At 74.3% G+C, this 18,557-nt stretch carries 20 protein-coding genes; 10 read left to right on the top strand and 10 right to left on the bottom strand.

The window, feature by feature from the left end; genetic code table 11:
• Positions 1-14 precede the first annotated feature (14 nt).
• Positions 15-839 carry an NAD-dependent epimerase/dehydratase family protein gene (locus ABT238_RS16270; protein ID WP_350566100.1) on the bottom strand — a complete coding sequence of 275 codons (825 nt, stop codon included), beginning with the start codon at positions 837-839 and terminating at the stop codon, positions 15-17.
• 220 nt (positions 840-1,059) lie between these two features.
• On the opposite strand from ABT238_RS16270, the gene ABT238_RS16265 reads away from it, so the two are divergent.
• Positions 1,060-2,295: an MFS transporter gene (locus ABT238_RS16265; RefSeq protein WP_350759407.1), complete on the top strand. Its 1,236-nt coding sequence runs from the start codon at positions 1,060-1,062 to the stop codon at positions 2,293-2,295.
• A 132-nt stretch (positions 2,296-2,427) separates the two neighbouring features.
• Here the strand turns inward: ABT238_RS16265 and lepB are convergent, their stop codons facing one another.
• From lepB to ABT238_RS16250, 3 genes are all read right to left on the bottom strand, one after another.
• On the bottom strand, positions 2,428-2,895 hold the full coding sequence (gene lepB, locus ABT238_RS16260) for a signal peptidase I (RefSeq protein WP_350759398.1): 468 nt from the start codon (positions 2,893-2,895) through the stop codon (positions 2,428-2,430).
• A 68-nt stretch (positions 2,896-2,963) separates the two neighbouring features.
• Positions 2,964-3,797 carry a hypothetical protein gene (locus tag ABT238_RS16255; RefSeq protein ID WP_350759385.1) on the bottom strand — a complete coding sequence of 278 codons (834 nt, stop codon included), beginning with the start codon at positions 3,795-3,797 and terminating at the stop codon, positions 2,964-2,966.
• A 144-nt stretch (positions 3,798-3,941) separates the two neighbouring features.
• Positions 3,942-4,358 carry a winged helix-turn-helix transcriptional regulator gene (locus ABT238_RS16250; RefSeq protein WP_350566107.1) on the bottom strand — a complete coding sequence of 139 codons (417 nt, stop codon included), beginning with the start codon at positions 4,356-4,358 and terminating at the stop codon, positions 3,942-3,944.
• Between the two features lie 73 nt (positions 4,359-4,431).
• Between ABT238_RS16250 and ABT238_RS16245 the strand changes: the two genes are divergently transcribed.
• Positions 4,432-5,082 carry an NADPH-dependent F420 reductase gene (locus ABT238_RS16245; protein WP_350759363.1) on the top strand — a complete coding sequence of 217 codons (651 nt, stop codon included), beginning with the start codon at positions 4,432-4,434 and terminating at the stop codon, positions 5,080-5,082.
• On the opposite strand, the gene ABT238_RS16240 is transcribed toward ABT238_RS16245, so the two are convergent.
• A complete protein-coding gene (locus tag ABT238_RS16240) occupies positions 5,058-5,534 on the bottom strand; it encodes a hypothetical protein (protein ID WP_350759352.1) in 477 nt (158 codons plus the stop codon). The genes ABT238_RS16245 and ABT238_RS16240 overlap by 25 nt on opposite strands.
• Before the next feature lie 181 nt (positions 5,535-5,715).
• Positions 5,716-6,519, bottom strand: a complete 804-nt coding sequence (locus tag ABT238_RS16235; RefSeq protein ID WP_350759343.1) for a thioesterase family protein — start codon at positions 6,517-6,519, stop codon at positions 5,716-5,718.
• A 191-nt stretch (positions 6,520-6,710) separates the two neighbouring features.
• On the opposite strand from ABT238_RS16235, the gene ABT238_RS16230 reads away from it, so the two are divergent.
• The 4 genes from ABT238_RS16230 to ABT238_RS16215 all read left to right on the top strand — a co-directional run bounded on the left by ABT238_RS16230 (position 6,711) and on the right by ABT238_RS16215 (position 10,353).
• A complete protein-coding gene (locus ABT238_RS16230) occupies positions 6,711-7,733 on the top strand; it encodes a hypothetical protein (RefSeq protein WP_350759333.1) in 1,023 nt (340 codons plus the stop codon).
• 5 nt (positions 7,734-7,738) lie between these two features.
• Entirely contained in the window at positions 7,739-8,089 is a 351-nt protein-coding gene (locus tag ABT238_RS16225; RefSeq protein WP_350759326.1) for a paraquat-inducible protein A, read from the top strand.
• 184 nt (positions 8,090-8,273) lie between these two features.
• A complete protein-coding gene (locus ABT238_RS16220; protein WP_350759319.1) occupies positions 8,274-9,185 on the top strand; it encodes a helix-turn-helix domain-containing protein in 912 nt (303 codons plus the stop codon).
• 229 nt (positions 9,186-9,414) lie between these two features.
• Positions 9,415-10,353, top strand: a complete 939-nt coding sequence (locus ABT238_RS16215; RefSeq protein WP_350566121.1) for an aldo/keto reductase — start codon at positions 9,415-9,417, stop codon at positions 10,351-10,353.
• 65 nt (positions 10,354-10,418) lie between these two features.
• On the opposite strand, the gene ABT238_RS16210 is transcribed toward ABT238_RS16215, so the two are convergent.
• From ABT238_RS16210 to ABT238_RS16195, 4 genes are all read right to left on the bottom strand, one after another.
• A complete protein-coding gene (locus ABT238_RS16210) occupies positions 10,419-11,042 on the bottom strand; it encodes a hypothetical protein (RefSeq protein WP_350759295.1) in 624 nt (207 codons plus the stop codon).
• Positions 11,043-11,095: 53 nt separating this feature from the next.
• On the bottom strand, positions 11,096-12,307 hold the full coding sequence (locus ABT238_RS16205; RefSeq protein ID WP_350759635.1) for a WD40 repeat domain-containing protein: 1,212 nt from the start codon (positions 12,305-12,307) through the stop codon (positions 11,096-11,098).
• A 66-nt stretch (positions 12,308-12,373) separates the two neighbouring features.
• Positions 12,374-12,802 (bottom strand): hypothetical protein, encoded by a 429-nt coding sequence (locus tag ABT238_RS16200; protein ID WP_350759290.1) that lies wholly within the window; start codon positions 12,800-12,802, stop codon positions 12,374-12,376.
• Between the two features lie 43 nt (positions 12,803-12,845).
• Positions 12,846-13,928: an endonuclease/exonuclease/phosphatase family protein gene (locus tag ABT238_RS16195; RefSeq protein ID WP_350759280.1), complete on the bottom strand. Its 1,083-nt coding sequence runs from the start codon at positions 13,926-13,928 to the stop codon at positions 12,846-12,848.
• Positions 13,929-14,058: 130 nt separating this feature from the next.
• Between ABT238_RS16195 and ABT238_RS16190 the strand changes: the two genes are divergently transcribed.
• From ABT238_RS16190 to ABT238_RS16175, 4 genes are read left to right on the top strand one after another with little or no spacing between them, the layout of a single operon-like run.
• Entirely contained in the window at positions 14,059-15,087 is a 1,029-nt protein-coding gene (locus ABT238_RS16190; protein WP_350566127.1) for a glycosyltransferase family 2 protein, read from the top strand.
• Positions 15,087-16,109, top strand: a complete 1,023-nt coding sequence (locus ABT238_RS16185) for a lysylphosphatidylglycerol synthase domain-containing protein (protein ID WP_350566129.1) — start codon at positions 15,087-15,089, stop codon at positions 16,107-16,109. The genes ABT238_RS16190 and ABT238_RS16185 overlap by 1 nt, the downstream gene beginning before the upstream one ends.
• Complete coding sequence (locus ABT238_RS16180) at positions 16,096-17,496, top strand: aspartate aminotransferase family protein (RefSeq protein ID WP_350566131.1); 1,401 nt, start codon at positions 16,096-16,098, stop codon at positions 17,494-17,496. Before ABT238_RS16185 ends, ABT238_RS16180 begins: the two co-directional genes overlap by 14 nt.
• On the top strand, positions 17,490-18,551 hold the full coding sequence (locus ABT238_RS16175) for an NAD-dependent epimerase/dehydratase family protein (protein ID WP_350759229.1): 1,062 nt from the start codon (positions 17,490-17,492) through the stop codon (positions 18,549-18,551). The genes ABT238_RS16180 and ABT238_RS16175 overlap by 7 nt, the downstream gene beginning before the upstream one ends.
• Positions 18,552-18,557 lie beyond the last annotated feature (6 nt).

Genomic DNA, 18,557 nt, shown 5'->3' with positions numbered 1-18,557 from the left:
GACGGCCCCCGGGCTCAGGAGTTGGCGAACTGACGGTAGTACAGGACCGTCTGCTCCAGGTCCGACTCGCGGAACTCGGGGTGCCAGCCCAGCCTGTCCCAGCCCTCGCCCTTCGCCACCAGGTCGGCGCTCCGGGTCTCGCCCTTGCGCATCGGCAGGTACGCGATGCCGGCCGTGGAGCCGGTCACCTCCAGCACCATCCGGGCGACCTCGTTCACGGTGAAGGAGACGCCGGTGCCGCCGTCGAAGACCTCGCGGTCACCGAAGCCGAGCGCCTCGACGAGCATCCGGCCGAGGTCGGCCGAGTACACCAGGTCGACGGTCTGCTCGCCGTCGCCCCAGACCGGGATCGGCTCGTTGTTCCAGGCGCGGAGGGAGAAGGTGGGGACGATCTTCTGCACCCCGTAGTGCTTCTGCCCCGCGCCGAAGGCGTTGAAGGCCCGCACGTGGCTGACCGGGACGTCGAAGTTCGCGTGCCACGCGTAGGAGAGGTTCTGCGCGCACTGCTTGGTGCTCTGGTACACGTTCTGCCAGACCTGCGGCATGGTGATGCCCACGAATCGGGCCCCGTTCTCGCGGCACGCCTCCAGCACGCGGTAGGTGCCCTTGATGTTGACGTCGATCGCGTCCTCGACCGAGGCGAACAGCTCCTCGGTGCCGAGGATGCCGGCGAGGTGGATCACGCCGTCGACGCCCGCGAGCGCGGGCCGCAGCTTGTCGTCCAGCAGGTCGACACCGGACCGGCGGTCGATGGAAACGGCCTCGTGGCCCTGTTCCCGCAGGTACTGCATGGCGTATTGACCGATGAACCCGTCGCCGCCGGTCACTGCGTAGCGCATGTCATTCCTCCGTCGCATCGGGCAAAAAGGGATGAGTGCATTTCGCAGTATCTTTTATGTCAGATCGCGGTCGAATCGGAAAGGACACGGGCTGCCCGGCCGGCTGCCCGGCGTGGATATTTCTCCGTGATGGTGGGCAGATGAGAGGATGATATGACCGATTTATGTTCCTTTGTGACGATGCCTGGCGTGACGGACATCACCTGATCGCGTCCGTTTGATGAACTGCCACAGGCGAAGCACCCGGCCCGCCAGCGCCTTTCCGCACCACCAGTCCATACTGACAGGAGGCACCGTGCCCGTAGGCATCCGAAAGGCCGAGGGATACATTCCGGCCCTTTTTCTGTTATTCCTCGTGGGTATTTCCCAGTCCAGCACCGGCCCGCTCCTGCCGCTGTTCGACAAGCGCTACTCCTCCGGCGCGGCGGGCGTCCCGTACCTGATCACCGCCTTCTTCACCGGCTGCCTGGCCGCGATGGTGATCTCCTCCGCCGTCCGGTCCGTCGGCCGCCGCACGCTCCCGCTCGCCACCGCGCTCTACGCCGCCGGCTGCGCCGGGATCTACCTCTCCGGGAGCCTCGCCGCCGGGCTGCTCGGCTGCGCGCTCGCCGGCTTCGGGGCCGGCACCGTCGTGCTCACCGTGAACAGCGCCTTCGCCCGCCAGGCCAACGGGGTGAGCCTGGTCAACCTCCTCAACGGGGTCTTCGCGCTGGGCACCGTGCTCGGCCCGCTGCTGGCCGGCGCCTCGCTCAAGTGGGGCCGGCCCTACGGCTTCCTCGTCGCGGCCCTCGGGGCCCTGCTCTGCTTCCGCGTCAGCCGGGTCACCGCCTGGGGGCCCCGGGAGGAGCCGGCGGACGGGGGCGCGCCGAAGGCGCTCGGCAGGAACGCGCTGGCCGTCTTCCTGCTGCTCTACCTGGGCTACGGCGGCCTGGAGACGGGAATCGGCGCCTGGGCCGCCAAGGACATCCAGAGCCAGGGCCACAGCGCGGCCGCCGCGGCGAGCATCGTCGCCGTCTTCTGGGGGGCCACCGCGGTGTCCAAGTTCGGCGCGGTGGCCCTGGCCCGCAGGGTGCCGACGGCCGGTCTGGTCATCACCGGACTCGCCGGGACCAGCGTCTTCCTGTTCGTCGCCTCGCTGCCGCACGGGGCGGTCGCCGGCTATCTGCTGGCCGGGCTCGCGCTGGGGCCGGTGTTCCCCAGCGGTCTGGCCTGGATCGCGCAGCGCGGCGGCGACCGCCGGTCCGTGGGGCTCGCCATCGCGGCCTCGATGAGCGGCAGCGTGCTCTTCCCGACGGCGATCGGCTGGTTCGTCGCCACCGACATCCGGGCCGTGCCCTGGGGCCTGGCCTTCATCGGGGCCTGCGCGACCCTCGCCGCCGTCGGGGCGCACCGCACCCGGCGCACGCCCCTCGCGCCGCCGCAGCGCACGGCCGTCGGCGTCGCCGCGTCCGACTGACCGCCGGCCGGCAGGGACTTCCTGCGCCGGCCCCGGCCTTCCGCGGTCTCGGGGCCGGCGCAGGAAGTCGGCCCCGCCGACTTTCCACGCGGGCGGCGTCGGCGGACGACGGCGGGGAGCCGGAAGCGGTCGTCAACGGACCACCCGCACGCGGCGCGGCGGCCACACGACGAGAAGAGCCCGGCCCGTCACCTGCCGAGCACCGATGCACCCGTAGTCACGCGAGTCGTGCGAAACCCTTCGGTTGTCGCCCAGGACGAAGATCCCGCCCGGGGGTACATCGACCCGCGTCCCGTGGCCGAGCGCGCCGTCCGCCGGGGAGCCGCCGCCGACGAGAAGGCTGTCCCCGCCTGTGGCGGCCACGCGCTTGACCATCCTGCGCCCGTCGGCACCGTCGGCACCGCCGGTGAAGACGACCACCTGGCCGCGAGCGGGACAGCGCCGCGTCAGCACCGACCTCCGGAGCACCAGGAGCCGGTCGTCGACGACCAGGGTCGGCGCCATGGACTCCGACGCTATCCGGACGAAGGAGGTCGACGACACCACGGCCATGACCGCCAGCGCCAGTCCGGCCAGGTACACGATCTCGGCGGTGTGCACGGGCTTCTCCCCTGGCCGAGCGTCAGAAGGCCCGCCCCGCCCGGCCTCGGCGGGGCGGACCCGGAAGGTCAGCGGCCGAGCGCGAGCCTGAAGTCGGGGATGGCCCGACGTTGATCTCCGATCCTGAAGACGGCCGAGGCCCGCCTCACCCGGTACGTGATGCCGCCCAGCAGGGTGTGGCCGCTCTCTCGCGTCGAGAAGGGGGCCGGCAGAAGGCCTTCGTCGAATCCCTCGGGGGTGACGATGTCCAGCTCGACGTACGAGGAGGGTTCGGAGATGAACCGGGTCAGCTCCAGGGGGAACCAGGCGGTGTCGGTCCTGAACGAGTAGTGGACGCTGCCGCCGGGCGCGAAGTTGACGAACTCCGACGAGTCCGCCCGCGCGCTGTGGAAGTACGAGCGGAGGAACAGGTCCTGGCGTCCGCCGTTGAAGACGATCACGGCCCGCTGGAGCACCAGGCTGCAGGCCACGAACGATCCCGGATCGGAGACGCTCGGATGGTCCACCAGCGCCATGAAGATGGTGTTGCCGCTCTTGAGGTAGTCGTCGAAGACGCTCAGGGGTTCGGGCTCCATCTCGATCCCGTAGCGCCCCTGCCAGCGCACCAGCTCGTCGGGAGTCCACGCGGTGCAGGCGTTGAACACGTCGGACGTGCGAAGGCCCCGCAGATACTTCTCCGGGTAGTCCGAGGGAATTCCCGGCCCGGTGGCCCGCTCCACCCGCTCGAAGACATCGCCGTCCGTCAGCGTCACCCGCGCTTCCCTCGGGGCGGGTCCCGCCCACGTGACGACGAGCCCGCCGTCGAAGTACATGGGCGCGTCGCCGCACTTGAGATCGGCGTAGGCGGGTCGTGCGAGGCGGACCAGGACGCCTGTCAGGACGCCTGTCAGAACGACCGCCACGCACGTCATGGCAAGAATGAACATGAAACTCTCCCGTCGGTCACGACTGGAGGCAAGGGGGGATGGCGATCCCGGGAACCCTTGAGATCGCCATCAAGCCTAGTCGCCGCACACCTGGTTCGCATCCGCACGGTCAGCGTTCGGTCACGGGGTGGAGCCCCCGGGGCGCGTGGTGGCGATCGGGCGGCGGGCCTCCGAGCGCGTCTGCGGCCGGGCCTCGGCGCGTTCCTGGGCGGCCATCACCTCGTCGCCGTGCTCGAAGGCCCAGGCGCCGACGGCGTCGATGGGCGCGAGGAAGGTGCGGCCGAGCGCGGTGAGCCGGTACTCGACGCGCGGCGGGGCGCCGGGCAGGGCGTGGCGCTCGACCAGACCGTTGAACCGGAGCCGGTGCAGGGTCTCGGTGAGGACCTTGGAGCTGATGCCGCCGATCCTCTCCCGCAGCTCGACCGGGCGCAGCGGCCCGTCGCGCAGGGCCCACAGGACCACGGCGTTCCAGGTGTTGGCGAGCAGGTCGAAGGCGAGGCGGGCGCGGCAGTCGGCGAGGAAGCTGTCGGTGGTCACGTACCGAATGGTGCCTGACGGGTTCTCTAGCGTCGGCGGGGACGGTTTCGGACGACCCGCGGAGGACTGCGTGATGAGGATCGGTGTACTGGGTACGGGCAACATGGCGGACGCTCTCGCCACGCACTGGGCCCGGGCCGGGCACGAGGTGACGGTCGGCGGGCGGGACGCCGCCGCGGCCGAGCGGCTCGCCCGCCGGGTCGGCGGCGGCGCGCGGGCCGCCGGGCTGCGGGAGGCCGCCGCGTTCGGCGAGGTGGTGCTGGCCGCGCTGCCCTTCGCGGCGGGCGCGCAGGTGGCGGGGGAGCTGCGCGCGGAACTGGAGGGCACGGTGCTGCTCGACTGCTCCAACCCCGTCGGCCCCGGCTTCCGGCTGCTGACGGACGGCGGGCCCCCGGCCGCGCGGCGGCTGGCCGCGGCCGCCCCCGGCGCCGAGGTGGTCAAGGCGTTCAACCTCTGCCACGAGGACGTGTGGCGGATGCGCCCGCCCGTCTTCGACGGCAGGCCGCTGGCCGTCCCGGTCTGCGGCGACGACCCGGCGGCGCTCGACCGGGCGCACGAGCTGGTGCGGGACACCGGCTGCCGGCCGGTCGCCGCCGGCGGGCTGGACCGCGCGGGCCTGCTGGAGGCGACCGCCGCGCTGTTCATCGGCCTGTGGGTCGGCGAGGGCGAGGACGCGCAGGCCATCGCCCCGCCCCTGGCCTACGCGTCCGGCCCGGCGGCCTGACTTGGCGGCCCGACACCGGAGGGCGGCGGGCCGGACTGCCGCACGCGGTCCGCGAGCCGGCGCCGGCACTCGGCGAGCGCCGGCGCCACGCCGCCGTGGGTGTCGCCGTTCGCCGTGTCCAGGAGTTCGCCGCCGGCCACCAGCGCCGCCCAGTACGCCGTCGGCCGGCCGCCGCCGGCGCGCGGGCCGCTGTGGGCGAGGGTGCCGAAGGCGTCCGCCGGCTCGCCCGCGGCGAGACGGCGCGCCAGGAGGGCGGCGTGGCCGCTCGCCACGCCGCCCATCGCGCGCACGGCGGCGCGCAGGTGCTCCGCGATCGCCCGCTCCCGCGCGTCGAGCCGCCTCGGGAGGTCGAACACGCCGATCGTGCCGAGGAGTTCGCCGTACACCTGCTCCTCGCCGGGCCGGAGCCCGCCCCGCACCTGCTCCGGGGCGGCGTGCAGCCGACGGCGCAACTCCGGCTCGGGGATCCCGAGCGCCCGGCCGACGGCCGACGCGGCGTCCCACCACCGGAGCGTGCCCTCGGCCAGTTGACCGCAGACCAGGGCCGGCGTCGCGCCCGACCGCAGGCGCTCCCGTGCCTCCGCGACGAGCGCCCCGCCGCTCCCGGCCCCCCGCCGGCGGTGGGACCTCCGGTCATGCGCCCGGCTGCGGGCGGACGGTGAGGATCTGTTCGGCCTGGCCGACCGGGCCGTCCACGTCGTGCAGCACCGTGCTGGTGAGGCCCTGGCCGGTCGGGCCGAAGGTGACGGTGGTGTCCAGGCCCGTCCAGGGACCGCGCGGGCGGCGGTGCAGGTGGATGGTCAGGTCGACGTTGGGGAACATCCACGCCGTCGGGTCCTGCTGCGGGGCGATGCCGTTGGCGGTGTCCACCAGGGCGACGAAGGACGCCGACGGGCTGCTCGGCTCGCCCGCGACCAGGTCGACGCGCGAGGAGATCCAGGCCGTCGCGCGGCCCCGGCGCACCGGCGGCACCCGGCGCACGTCGATGGAGGAGATGTAGCCGCCGCTCCACGCGTCGGCCATCGTCCAGGCGGGGAGCGACCCGGGCGCGGGCAGCGGCTCGCGCGGGCTGTCGGCGACGGCCGAGGTGTCCAGGGTGGCCAGCAGCCAGGCGCGGGCCCGTACGACGGCGCGGCCGCCGATCGTCACGGTCGCTTCGAGGAGTTCGATGGTGCGCCCGGGGCGGACGGTCCGCACGGTGATCTCGCACTCGTCCAGCGCGATCCGGCCCAGGATGTCGTAGCTGATCCGGGCGAGTGCCAGGCCCCGGGGGCGCTCGGCGAGGTACCGGTCGATCGCGTGCACCACCAGGCCGGCCAGCGGACTGAAGTGCTGCTCGTCGGCGCTCCACGCCCCGCCCGCGTACGCGGTGGGCTTGAACGTGTGCTCGCCCGTCCGCTCGTAGTAGCTCTCGCGCGCGTTCGTGCTGGTGGTCACGGGATCCGTCTCCTCGACCGGGGCAGGTGCATCGGTCACGAATCGTAGGCGGGAGCGGCCGCGGCGGTCGCCGTGATCTACCGCACACCGGTCCAACCGGGGGTGAACGGGACGACGGGCCCTGTCGGCCGGGACACCGGGACGGGGACCGTGAGGAGGGAACGATCCGAACCGGGGAAGCGGGGCGCACGATGGCGGAGTACCGGAACGACCACGGCGCGGACGTCGATCCGCACGACCTCGACCAGGTGGCGTTCCGCTCCGCCGCGCGACGGCGGGCACGCGACGCGCTGCTCGCCGTCAACGCCGACATGCGGCGCAACTACGCCTCCCTCAAGGCCGGGCTGACCACCCACCTCACCCCGGTGATCGTCGTGCAGAACGACTCCCGGGGAGGCCGCTACACCCTCGTCGACGGCGGGGAGCGGGAATCGCTGCACCCCGTCGACGAGGTGTTCGAGCTGGCGAAGTCGGTCGCCCACGTGCCGCTCGGCACCTTCACGATCCTCGCCCCGTACCTCAAGGGCCCCGAGGGGCGCGAATGGGTGCGGCCGCTCCAGGACTTCGCGGCCACCCTGACCGTCGCCCGCCGGCAGCTCGACGGCGCCGGTCTGCCGCCCGGGCCCGCGGCGTCCTCGCGGCGGATCCTCGACGCGGCGCTGCGCTTCGTCGCGACCGCCGTGGAGCGCCCGATGTCCGGCGCCGAGCTGACGAGGGCCTTCACCGGCTTCACCGGCGGCGTGTACGGCGACATCCGCGCCACCATGGACCACGCCGCCAAGGCCCAGACCGCCGGGGTGGAGACGGTGATGCGGCGCTGGCGCCGCCGGGTGGGGGAGCAGCGGTGGAAGGGCCTCTACGCGGTGGTCCTCTCGCTGTGGACGACCTCGGTGCTCAACCAGAACAGCGTCATCATCCGGCGGTTCATGGACCCGGCCGCCGTGGCCACGCACCTCATCGACCTGCCGACCGCCGAGACGCCCGCCGACCCCGTCCTCACCGCCCTCGACAACCTCGCCCGGATCGTGCAGGACAACGTCGCCGCCGAGCTGGTGTTCCCCGTCGACCAGGAGATCGCCGACGCGCTCAAGGGGCAGGAGGACCTGCTCTCCGACGCCATCCAGGAGCAACTGGCCTGCCCCTACCAGGACAAGCGGACGGCGGCGGTGGACGGATACCGGCTCGTGCCGCCCGCCGGCCGTGCCGTACGGTGAGCCGCATGGCCCACGCGAAGACCTCCTACGTCTGCCTGCCCTGCCGGGCCTCGTACAAGCAGCCCTACGGCCGGCCGACCGAGGAGCGGCGCTGCCCGCGCTGCGCCGGGACGCTGCGCCACGTGGGCTCCGCCTTCGCCGCCCCGCCCCGCCGCGACACCGCCGCCTGGCGCACCCTCGCGCTGCTGCTCAACGCGGGCATCGGCTTCCACAAGTCCTGCTGCGGCGGCCCGGGTTACCGCCCCCGCACCCGCCACGAGGTGCGCGAGCGCACCGTGTACGCCCGCCGCTCCGGCGAGCCGCTGGGGCGGGCCCTGCTCCACCGCGAGATCCCCTGGGAGCGCACGGCCGCCTGAGGGGGAGGGGTGGTCGGCATCCCCGCCCGGTGGCGGCCCCGCCCCCCGCGCGGGGCCGGCACCGAGTGGGGGGTGCCCGTCCAGGATGGGGGCGTGGGGGTGGCGGGCGCTTGTACGAAAGCGAACCGCGGGGCGAGCAGGGCGAGCGGGTCGAGCGGGTCGAGCGGAGGATCCGGGGTTCGGGATGACGGGAGGGGCCGTGGGCTCGGAGGACGACCGGGGCGAGAACGTCGAGCGGCGGCCGCCGGAGTGGATGCGCGGCGACGTCGTCCGGTGCCGCGGGTACCGGACGGCCGGCGTCCAGCGCCCGAGGGTCACCCTGCCCAGCGCGGCCGTGACCCTGCTGGTGGGCTGGGGCGAACCGCTGTACGTCCGGCAGGGGCTGGGCGATGCGGAGCGCGAGGGGACGCGGCACGCGATGATCGCGGGCCTGCAGACGGCCCCGGTGGTGGCGGGCTACCGGGGCTCGGGCCACGCCGTGGAGGTGGAGTTCACGGCCGTCGGGGCGTTCCGCTTCTTCGGCCTGCCGCTGCACCTGCTCGCCAACGCCGCCGCCCACCCGGACGAGGCGATGGGCCCCGGCTGGACGGCGCGGTTCACCGAACGGCTGGCCGAGGCGCCGGACTGGTCCGCCCGCTGGGCCGTCGTCGACGCCGTCCTCGGGCCGCGGCTCGCGGACGCGCCGCCCGCCACGGACCTCGCTGTCGAGGCCTGGCAGCGCCTGCGCGACGCGCACGGCGGCCTGACCGCGCGGGAACTCGCCGCCGCGACGGGCCGGGGCGAGCGCCGGCTGCAGCACGTGTTCCGGGACCACGTCGGCGTCCCGCCCAAGACGCTGTCCCGGATCCTGCGCTTCCAGCGCGCGCTCACGCTGTCCGGTTTCGGCGACCTCACCCTCGCCGACGTGGCGGCGAGGAGCGGCTACCACGACCAGGCCCACATGAACCGGGACTTCCGTGCCCTGTCCGGCCGCACGCCCGGCGAACTGCGCGGGATCGCCGGGCGGTTGTCCGCTCCCGGCCCCGGGCGGGCCGCCGCGGCGCGGGAGGCCGGCTGCTTCAGCGACTTCTTCGAGCCCGACATCGCGGACTGGTAGCCGTCCCGCCGTCCCGCCGTCAAGTCGGCCGGGGCTGCGCGAAGCCCTTGGCGAGCAGTCGGACGAGATCGCCGCCACCGGGCCGGCTGGACCTCGGCCCCGGGGGACCGCCCACCGTGCTGCCACGGCCGGGCGCCGGCGTTCAGGGCCGGGCGATCCGGGACGCTGTTGCGGGTGATCGCGAATGGGTCTTGAATGGTCCAGACCACAACGGGAGGGATGCAAACCCATGACAGTTCCTCAGCGCACCGTCGTCCTGGGGACGTTGGGCTTCGGCACGATCGTCGACGAGAAGACCTCGTTCCGGATCCTGGACCACTTCGTCGAGAACGGCGGAACGGTCCTGGACACCGCGAACAATTACGCGTTCTGGCTGGACGGCGCGACCGGCGACGAGAGCGAAGCCGTCATCGGCCGCTGGCTGGCCAGCCGCAAGGCGCGCGACCGGGTCGTCATCAGTACCAAGGTGGGCGCCCGGCCCACGGTGCCCGGCGCGGGCTTGGAGGCGGCGGAGGGGCTGTCCGAGAAGGCGGTCCGGGCCGGCATCGAGGGCAGCCTGCGGCGCCTGGGCACCGACCACGTCGACGTGTACTGGACGCACATCGAGGACCGCTCGGTGCCGCTCGCCGAGACCGTGGAGACGCTGGCCGACCTGGTGACCTCGGGCAAGGCGGGCGCGGTCGGCGCCAGCAACCACGCGGTGTGGCGGGTCGAGCGGGCCCGCGCGCTCGCCGGGGACGGTCCGCGCTACGCGCACCTGCAGTACCGCTACTCCTACCTCCAGCCGCGCTTCGACGTGCCGCTGCTCTCCTCCGCCCATGTGCACGTGACCTCCGAACTCCTCGACTACGTCCGCTCCGAGGGCGACCTGCGGCTGTGGGTGTACAGCCCGATCCTCTCCGGCGGCCTCACCCGCGAGGACGTCGAGATCGGCGCCGCCTACGACCACCCCGGCACCCCCAGGCGCCTCGCCGCCCTGCGCGCGGTCGCCGAGGAGACCGGCGCCACCGTCAACCAGGTGGCGCTCAGCTGGCTGCTCGACCACGAGGCGCGGATCCTGCCGCTGGTCGGCGTGAGCAAGGTCGCCCAGCTCGACGAGGCGCTCGGCGCCCTCGGCGTGACGCTGACACCGGAGCAGCGCGAGCGGCTCGACGAGGCCGCGCTGTAGCCCTCGCCCCGCCCGCCCTGAGGGACCGGCCCGCCACCGGCCCGCCACCGGTCAGGTCCGGTCCCTCAGGCCACCGGGTAGCCGATCTCGGCGATGTCGCCGGCGAGTTCGTCCAGGCCGAGGTCCGGGTCGAGCGCGGACACCACGGCCGCGGTGAGCGGGCGCAGCGCCAGCACGTGGGCGACCGCCGCCGGGTCGAGCGGGTCCTCCCGCTCGTAGTACTCCTCGGCCCACGCCCGGTACGCCTCCGCCGGGTCCTCGGCGGCGAGCAGCCCGAAGAGCCCCACCCCGCCGGTGGGCGCGGCCGACGGCGCCCGCCACGCGGCGTCCCCGCGCTCGCGCCAGAAGCAGACGGTGGCGAGCGGCGCGCCGTCCTCCTCACCGAACGCGGGCTCCGTCACGTACGCGCGGAACGCCGAAGGCACCTCCGCGAGCAGCCGCGCCCCCGCGTTCGCCACCTCGTGGTCGAACCCGCGCGCGTACACCCCGGCCGCGGAGAACACGACGAACCAGTCGTCGCCCTCCCCGTTGCGCATCGACGCCATCTCCTCGCCGGCGCCCCACCGGGAGTCGAACGAGTAGTAGCGGTCCCCCCAGGCGGGACCGAGGACCGCTTCGAGCATGGCGATGCCCCGGCAGCGGTCCCGCAGCGCGGGGGCGTCGGGCAGGCGGGTGAGGAGTTCGTGCACGCCGGCACTCAACCACGCGCCACCGACAGCCGCTCGCGCCGGGCCGGTCCGGGTCAGCGGTCGCAGGGGCGCCGGTAGGGCGTGTCGCCGAACAGCTCGCTCCACGTCTCGCGGGTGAGGACGCCGTCGCTGGTCGCGCAGATGCGGGAGATCGCGGCGCCGATGTCGAGGTCCCAGAGGCGGACGGTCCCGTCGGAGCCCGCCACCGCCAGGAGGTCCCCGGTGGGTGAGAAGGCGATGGAGGCGACGGCGCCACTCGGGCCGGTGAGCACGCGGCCGTGTGCCACCGGGCTTCCCGTGGCGGGATCCAGGGAGCTGAGGCGGACGGTGCCGTCGCCGCTGCCGGCCGCCACGGTACCGCCGTCCGGGCTGAACCCGGCTGCCGTGAGGAAGCCGGTCGCGACGGGGAACGGCGGCCGGCGGACGTGGTCGAACCGGGTCCCCGGGTCCCAGATCCTCGTCGTGCTCTCCCAGCCGCCCGCCACCAGCGCGTGCCCGTCGGGGCGGAACGAGAGCCCGGCGACGGGCCCGGGAGGACCGGTCACCGCGGGGCCCGGCGCGGAGGTCGGCCCGTCGGCGCCCACGCCGATCAGGTGGCTTTCGACGCCCATCAGGAGGCCGACCGCGAGGGTCGTGCCGTCGCGGTCGAAGGCCAGGGAGGTTGCCGGGTTGCGGGAGGGGGACGGTGCTCGCACGACGTGCGGAGGACGGTCGCGGTCGACGAGGTCCCACAGGTGGACGGCGCCCGACTCGTGAGCGCTGGCCAGCATGTGCCTGTCGGGCCGGTACGCGAGCGCGACGACGGTGTCGTCGCCGGACGGCGGAGCGCCGAGCGCGAGGGGCGGGCCGGGGCGACGCGGGTCGGTGACCTCCGCCAGTCGGACCGCGCCCCCGGTCCCGCCGGTCGTCCGGACACCGATCGCGAGGGAGTGCCCGTCGGGGCTGAACGCGAGCGATTGGATCGGCGCCGGGGCCTCGGACCGAACGGACCCGACGGCGACGGGGCGGCCCGGATCGGTGAGACTCCACAGCCGCACCGCGGTGTCCCCATCGGTGGTCGCGAGCAGCCGGCCGTCCGGGCTGAACGCGACGGGCCCCCCGCCGACGAGCAGGGTCGGCGGAAGGTTCCACAGGGTGACGGTCCCGATGGAGTCGGCCACCGCCAGGGCGCCGTCGGCGACGGCGGGGAGCACGCCGGCCGCGAGCAGCGAGGACTTGCCGGCGCCGGACGGCCCGAGCACGATCGGCGGGCCGCCCTCGCGCAGCCTCCCGTCGAGCCGCCGGAGACGGTGACCTCCAGGTGCCGGGCCGGCTCCTGCGGCTCGGTCACGTCACTCGGTGGCCCGCTGGTGGACGGTGAGGTCGCGGCCGGCCAGGTAGGCGCTGCCGCCGCCGGTGACGTGGGCGGTCATCGTCACCGGCCCGGAGGGGCGCTCACCGCCGGACGCCCGCAGGCCGTCGACCAGCGCCCGCAGTTCGTCGGCGAGCTCCGGATGGGTCACGAGCAGCCGGGCCAGCCGCGCCTGCCACTCCTCGACCAGCAGGACCCGCAGTCCGGCGGCGTCGGCGCCGGACTCCTCGGCGGCGAGCAGCTGCTCGCGGGCCTCCTCCAGGTCCTCGGCGACCCGCTCCGGGCGGGCGCGCCGCCACAGGGCCAGGACGCCGGACTTCACGGCCGGCCAGGTGTCGGTGGCGATGGCGCCCACCAGCTGGGTCGCGCCGGTCGTGGCCAGCGTGGTCAGTTCCGAACTGAGGTCCATGGCCCCACGATAGGGGAACGCCGGGTGACGCGACGTCAGGAGGTCACGGCCGCAGGGAGATCCGCAGGTCCTGGCCCCGGTGGTCGGACATCCCCAGGTCGTCGACGAAGGCGTAGTGCCGCACCGCCACCGCGTGGTTGGTGAACGCCCAGTCCAGGCGCCACCAGTCGGCGCCGAGGACGCCGCCCCAGCTGCCGGGGTAGAGGTCGCCGCTCGCCGAGCGGGCGTCGTCGAAGCGGGCGCGCAGCGGGTCGAGGTCGGCCATGGCGGGGCTGGTGTTGAAGTCACCGGCGATCAGCAGCGGGTTCGGGTTGGCCGCGGCGTCGCGCTCCAGGGCGGTGAACTGCTCGCGGCGGGCGGCGTCGGCCTCCCGGACCACCCGGTAGAACCCGCCGCCGAACACCGACTCCCGGGTGTCCACCTGGACCGGGACGTGCACGTTGTAGAAGGACACCGTGCGCCCGTGCACGTCGAGGTCGGTGCGCAGCACCTTGCGCCTGGTGAAGGTCTCCTCCCACGGCGCGTCCGGTGCCACCGCCGGGCCGACCGGCGGCGTGGCGAGCACCGGGAAGCGGGAGAGGGTGACCAGCTCTCCGGTGACCACCACCTGGTGGCCGGGGAACTCCCGCCGGATGCGGTCGAGTTCACGGACCTCGGTGTGGGTCTCGCGCACCCACGCCAGGTACTCCTGGAGCAGGTAGACGTCGGCGTCGCGGGCGCGCAGGAAGCGGTAGAACGCCTCCGGGTCGTCGGTGGTGTCCCAGTACTCGGTGTTCCAGGAGAACACCGACAGCGCGGGACCGGCCCCGGCGGGCGCCGAACCCGGCAGCAGCGCCGACCAGTTGAGGCCCGTGCGGGGCAGCCCCGCGAGCAGCAGCGCCACCACCGCCGGCACCAGCCACCGCCGCACCGGCGCCGCCGGGGCCGTGCACGCCACCGCGAGCAGCGCCACCGGGACGGCGAGGAACAGCAGCGGCGGCGCCAGCCCGGGTATCAGCCAGAACCACCACCGGCCGCCCGCCAGGAAGTCGAGCAGCAGGAACACCGCCCACAGCCCGACGGCACCGGCCAGCAGGCGCGGACCGGTCGAACGCCACGGGCGCGGGGAAACGGAATCCGGGTCCATGCGGCGGAGCGTAGCAGGCGAACGGAACACCGGAATTCCGGTATCCGCCCCCCGGACATTCCCCATTCCGCGGACCCCGCCGATACGGGGACGATACCCGCCCGATACGGGGCCCGCCTGAACTGGCCCCATGACGTTTTCCGTATCGGTCGTCATCCCGGCCCACAACGCGGCCCGCACCCTCGCGGCCTGCCTGGACTCGGTGTACGCCCAGACCCATCCTCCGCACCAGGTGATCGTGGTGGACGACGGCTCCACCGACGCCACCGCCCGCATCGCCGAGAACCACCCGCGGCCCGCGCAGGGCCCGCCGTGCACGCTGATCCGCCGGTGGCCCAACCGCGGGGTCTCCGCCGCGCGGAACGCCGGAATTGCCGCGGCCAGTGGCGACGTCGTCTTCTTCCTGGATTCCGACGAGGCGCTGACACCCGATTCGGTGGCGAATGCGCTGGAAATCCTCGCGGAGGACCCGGAATGCGGCTGCGTACACGGAGTGATCGCCCCTGAGCCGCTGTTCGACGACGGCCCGGTGGAGCGCTACCGCGTCCTGCACGCGCACTGGTGGCGGGCGCGCGGCGCCGGCGTCGTGGAGACCGCGTTCTTCGCCCAGGCGGCCGTCCGGCGCGAGGTGTTCGAGCGGATCGGCGGCTTCGACGAGAGCCTGCGCGACTCCGAGGACCTCGAACTCAGCGACCGGCTCGCCCCGCACTACCGGATCGTGCTCACCGACCGGGTGGTCGCGCACCACGACGAGGTCGACCGGCTCGGCCCGCTGCTCGCCGAGACGTACCGGCGGGCGCTGGTGCTCGTCCCGGCGCTGGTCGCGGCGCGGCGCGGCGGACGGCGCAACCTCACCGCCAACAGCCCCGCCTCGGTCGCCGCCGCCGCGTTCACCCTGGCCGCCCTGCCGCTGGCCCGCCGCCGCCCGCTGCTGCCCGCCGCCGGGCTGGCCGCCTTCTGCGCCGCCAACGCCGGGCTGCTGCGCTTCGCCGCCCGGCAGCACGGGCCCGCCTTCGTGCCGTACACGGCCGGGGTGCACTTCCTGGTCATCGGCTCGCTGCTGACCGGCGCGGGCGTCGGCGCCCTGCGGATGCTGCTGCCCCGGAACCCGGCCGCGGCGAAGGAGCGGACGGCGTCACCGGCGGGGGAGCGGCCCTGATGGCGCGGCGGCTGCGCGCCCTCCTCACCCCCGCCATCGTCCTCGCCGCCCTGGTCGGCGTCGGCCTGCTGCTGCGCCACGAAGGCCCCGTCGCCGCCCGCGCGCTCGCCCGCGCCGACGCCGTCCCGCTGCTGCTCGCCGCGCTCGCCGCCAACGTCGCCGGCCTGGTGCTCGCCGTGCACGCCTGGCGGGTGCTCGTCCCCGCCCCGCCCGGCAGCGCCCCCGGCACCCCGGGCCCGATCCGCGGCCTGACCGCCGCCCGGATCTACTTCCTCGGCCAGCTGTCCAAGTACCTGCCCGGCCGGGTCTGGGGCGTGGTCACCCACGTCACCCACGGCCGCGAGGCCGGCGTGCCCGCCGCCGCGATGACCTCCGCCTACCTGCTCAGCCTCGCCCTCACCGTCCTCACCGGCGCCGGCGTCAGCCTGCTCGCCGCACCCGCCGCGCTGCCCGGACAGTGGTTCTGGCTCTGCCTGCCCGCCGCCGGCTTCCTCGCCTGCGCCGCCCGCCCCGCCCTGGCCACCCGCCCGGTCGCCGCCCTCGCCCGGCTCGCCCGCCGGCCGATCGAACCGCCGCCGGACGCCGCCGTCCGCCGGGCGATCGCGCTGGCCGTCGCCTCCTGGCTGGTCTCCGGACTGCACCTGTGGTTCCTCGCGGTCGCCCTCGGCGCGCCCGCCGCCGCCTCCGCCGGACCGGGCATCGGCGCGTTCGCGCTCGCCACCGTCGTCAGCAGCCTGGCCGTGGTCGTCCCCGACGGCTGGGGCGTGCGCGAACTCACCATCGCCGCCGCGCTGGCCACCGTCCTGCCCGGCGGCACCGCCGCGACCGCCGCCGTCGCCAGCCGCGTCGTGTGCGTGGTCGCCGAACTCGGCAGCTCGGCCGCCGTCCTCGCCTGGTCCCGGCTGCGCACCGCGCGCCGCACCCCCGCCGACGGCACGCCGCCCGCCACCCCGCCCGCCGACCGCACCCCACCCGCCCCCGCCACCCCCGCCCCGATGGGAGACACCCGTGTACACCCTTGACGACGCCGAACGCTTCGAGGTCGGCGAGGTGCACGACCTGTACCGCCGATACGTGAACAAGAGCCAGGTCTCGCTGATGACCTCCTTCGGCTTCGGCCGCGAACTCGTCGCCCACGCCGAGGGCGCCCACCTCACCCTCACCGACGGCCGGCGGATCCTCGACGTCACCGGCGGCGTCGGCGTGCTCAACCACGGCCACAACCACCCCCGCATCCTCGCCGCCCGCGAACGCTTCGCCCGCGAGCACCGGATGGAGGTCCACAAGACCTACTTCTCGCCCTACCTCGCCGCACTCGCCCACAACCTCGCCGAGGTGCTGCCCGGCGACCTGTCGATGTCCTTCCTCCCCAACTCCGGCGCCGAGGCCGTCGAGGGCGCCGTCAAGCTCGCCTACAAGTACCACCAGGGCAAGCGCGGCACCGTGCTGCGCGCCGACCGCGCCTTCCACGGCAAACTCCTCGGCTCCGGCGGCCTCACCGGGCAGGCCCAGTTCGCCTTCCCGACCATCCCCGGCATCGACACCTTCACCTACAACGACCTCGCCTCGGTGCGCCGCGCCGTCGCCGCCCACCCCGGCGACGTCTACGCGATCCTCATCGAACCGTTCAGCGCCTCCACCATCGAGGCCTGCTCCGAGGAGTTCCTGCGCGGGCTGCGCGAGCTGTGCGACCGCGAGAAGATCGTGCTGATCTTCGACGAGATCTACACCGGCTGGGGCAAGACCGGCACCCTCTTCCACTTCATGCGCTACCCCGGCCTGCTGCCCGACGTCCTCACCACCTCCAAGTCCTTCGGCGGCGGCAAGTCCTCCATCTCCGCGTTCATCGCCCGCGAACCCGTCTTCCGCAAGGCCTACGACAACCTCGGCGACGCCCTGCTGCAGTCCACCTCCACCACCTACTACGGCTTCGGCGAGGAGTGCGCCACCGCCCTGGAAGCCGTCAACATCGCCGTCGAGGACGACTACCCGGCCCGCGCCCGCGCCATCGGCGCCGTCCTCGAACCCGGCCTGCGCCGCCTCGCCAAGGAACACCCCGACACCGTCTCCCGGGTCGACGGCGCCGGCGCCCTGTGGGGCGTGTTCATCGACGGCGGACCTCGCATCCTCGACCTGGTCGCCAAACTCGCCCCCGGCGGCATGGCCCGCGACCCCCGGTTCAAGACCAAGCTCGTCACCTGCGCCGTCATCAACGCCCTCTACCAGGACCACGGCATCTTCGCCTACTACACCCTCAACGGCCGCAACCCGCTCATCATCGGCCCCTCCCTGGTCACCGACCCCGCCGACGTCGAACGCACCGTCGACGCCCTCGGCGCCGTCCTCGACCAGAGCCTCGGCCGCCTCGTCACCCGCTTCGTCAAGCAGAAGGTGGGCTCGCAGTGGTGACCCCCGGCCCTCCCCGCGCCCGCACCGTCGCCGTCACCGGCGCCGCCGGCATGCTCGGCTCCCGCCTCGCCGAACGCCTCACCGCCGACGGCCACCGGGTGCGCGGCATCGACCTGCGCCCCGGCCCCGGCGTCGAGGTCGTCGGCGACATCCGCGACCGCGCCGTCCTCGACCGCGCCCTGCACGGCGCCGACGCCCTCGTGCACGCCGCCGCGGCCCTGCCCAGCTACCCCGACGAGCAGATCCGCTCGATCATCGTCGACGGCACCCGCGCCGTCCTCGCCGCCGCCCGCGCCGCCGGCACCCCGCGCGTCGTGCACATCTCCTCCACCGCCGTCTACGGCCTGCCCCGGCGCGTCCCCACCCCCGAGACCCACCCCCGCGAACCCGTCGACACCTACAGCCGCGCCAAGGCCGCCGCCGAGGAGATCGCCGAACGCCACCGCGCCGAGGGCCTGTGCGTGCCGATCCTGCGCCCCAAGACCTTCGTCGGCCCCGGCCGGATGGGCCTGTTCGCGATGCTCTTCGAATGGGCCGAGGAGGGCCGCAACTTCCCCGTCCTCGGCCGCGGCGACGTCCGCACCCAGATGTTCGCCATCGACGACCTCGTCGACGCCGTCGTCACCGTCCTGCACGCCCCCGACGACGTCGCCAACGACACCTACAACCTCGCCGCCGCCGAGTTCGGCACCCTGCGCGAGGACTTCCAGGCCGTCCTGGACGCCGCCGGCCACGGCAAACGTGTCGTCGGCCTGCCCGCCCGCCCCGCCCTCGCCGTCCTCGACACCCTGCAGCGCGCCCGCCTGTCACCCGTCTACGGCCGCCTGCTCCACAAACTCACCGCCGACTCCTACGTCTCCATCGACAAGGCCCGCGACCGGCTCGGCTTCGCCCCCCGGCTCTCCAACCAGGACGCCATCCTGCGCACCTACCACTGGTGGCGATCCGCCCGCCACGAAACGCCGGCCGGCCGCGCCGCCGGCCCCAACGCCGGGCGCACCAGCCGCGACCCGTGGAGCCAGGGACTGCTGTCCGCCGTGAAGATCTTCTTCTGAGGAGCG

Origin of the sequence: Kitasatospora sp. NPDC001527, assembly GCF_040298605.1 — a bacterium.
GTDB lineage: Bacteria > Actinomycetota > Actinomycetes > Streptomycetales > Streptomycetaceae > Kitasatospora.
The sequence above is the reverse complement of the archived record's forward strand: the minus strand, read 5'-3'. Positions and strand labels throughout refer to the sequence as shown.

What these genes read in the sequence shown, in the direction of transcription:
- ABT238_RS16225 (WP_350759326.1), top strand. Translation starts at nt 7,739, where the DNA reads ATGGCCCACGCGAAGACCTCCTACGTCTGCCTGCCCTGCCGGGCCTCG.
- ABT238_RS16195 (WP_350759280.1), bottom strand. Translation starts at nt 13,928, where the DNA reads ATGGACCCGGATTCCGTTTCCCCGCGCCCGTGGCGTTCGACCGGTCCG.
- ABT238_RS16270 (WP_350566100.1), bottom strand. Translation starts at nt 839, where the DNA reads ATGCGCTACGCAGTGACCGGCGGCGACGGGTTCATCGGTCAATACGCC.
- ABT238_RS16190 (WP_350566127.1), top strand. Translation starts at nt 14,059, where the DNA reads ATGACGTTTTCCGTATCGGTCGTCATCCCGGCCCACAACGCGGCCCGC.
- ABT238_RS16245 (WP_350759363.1), top strand. Translation starts at nt 4,432, where the DNA reads ATGAGGATCGGTGTACTGGGTACGGGCAACATGGCGGACGCTCTCGCC.
- ABT238_RS16220 (WP_350759319.1), top strand. Translation starts at nt 8,274, where the DNA reads ATGACGGGAGGGGCCGTGGGCTCGGAGGACGACCGGGGCGAGAACGTC.
- ABT238_RS16200 (WP_350759290.1), bottom strand. Translation starts at nt 12,802, where the DNA reads ATGGACCTCAGTTCGGAACTGACCACGCTGGCCACGACCGGCGCGACC.
- ABT238_RS16185 (WP_350566129.1), top strand. Translation starts at nt 15,087, where the DNA reads ATGGCGCGGCGGCTGCGCGCCCTCCTCACCCCCGCCATCGTCCTCGCC.
- ABT238_RS16265 (WP_350759407.1), top strand. Translation starts at nt 1,060, where the DNA reads ATGAACTGCCACAGGCGAAGCACCCGGCCCGCCAGCGCCTTTCCGCAC.
- ABT238_RS16230 (WP_350759333.1), top strand. Translation starts at nt 6,711, where the DNA reads ATGGCGGAGTACCGGAACGACCACGGCGCGGACGTCGATCCGCACGAC.
- ABT238_RS16215 (WP_350566121.1), top strand. Translation starts at nt 9,415, where the DNA reads ATGACAGTTCCTCAGCGCACCGTCGTCCTGGGGACGTTGGGCTTCGGC.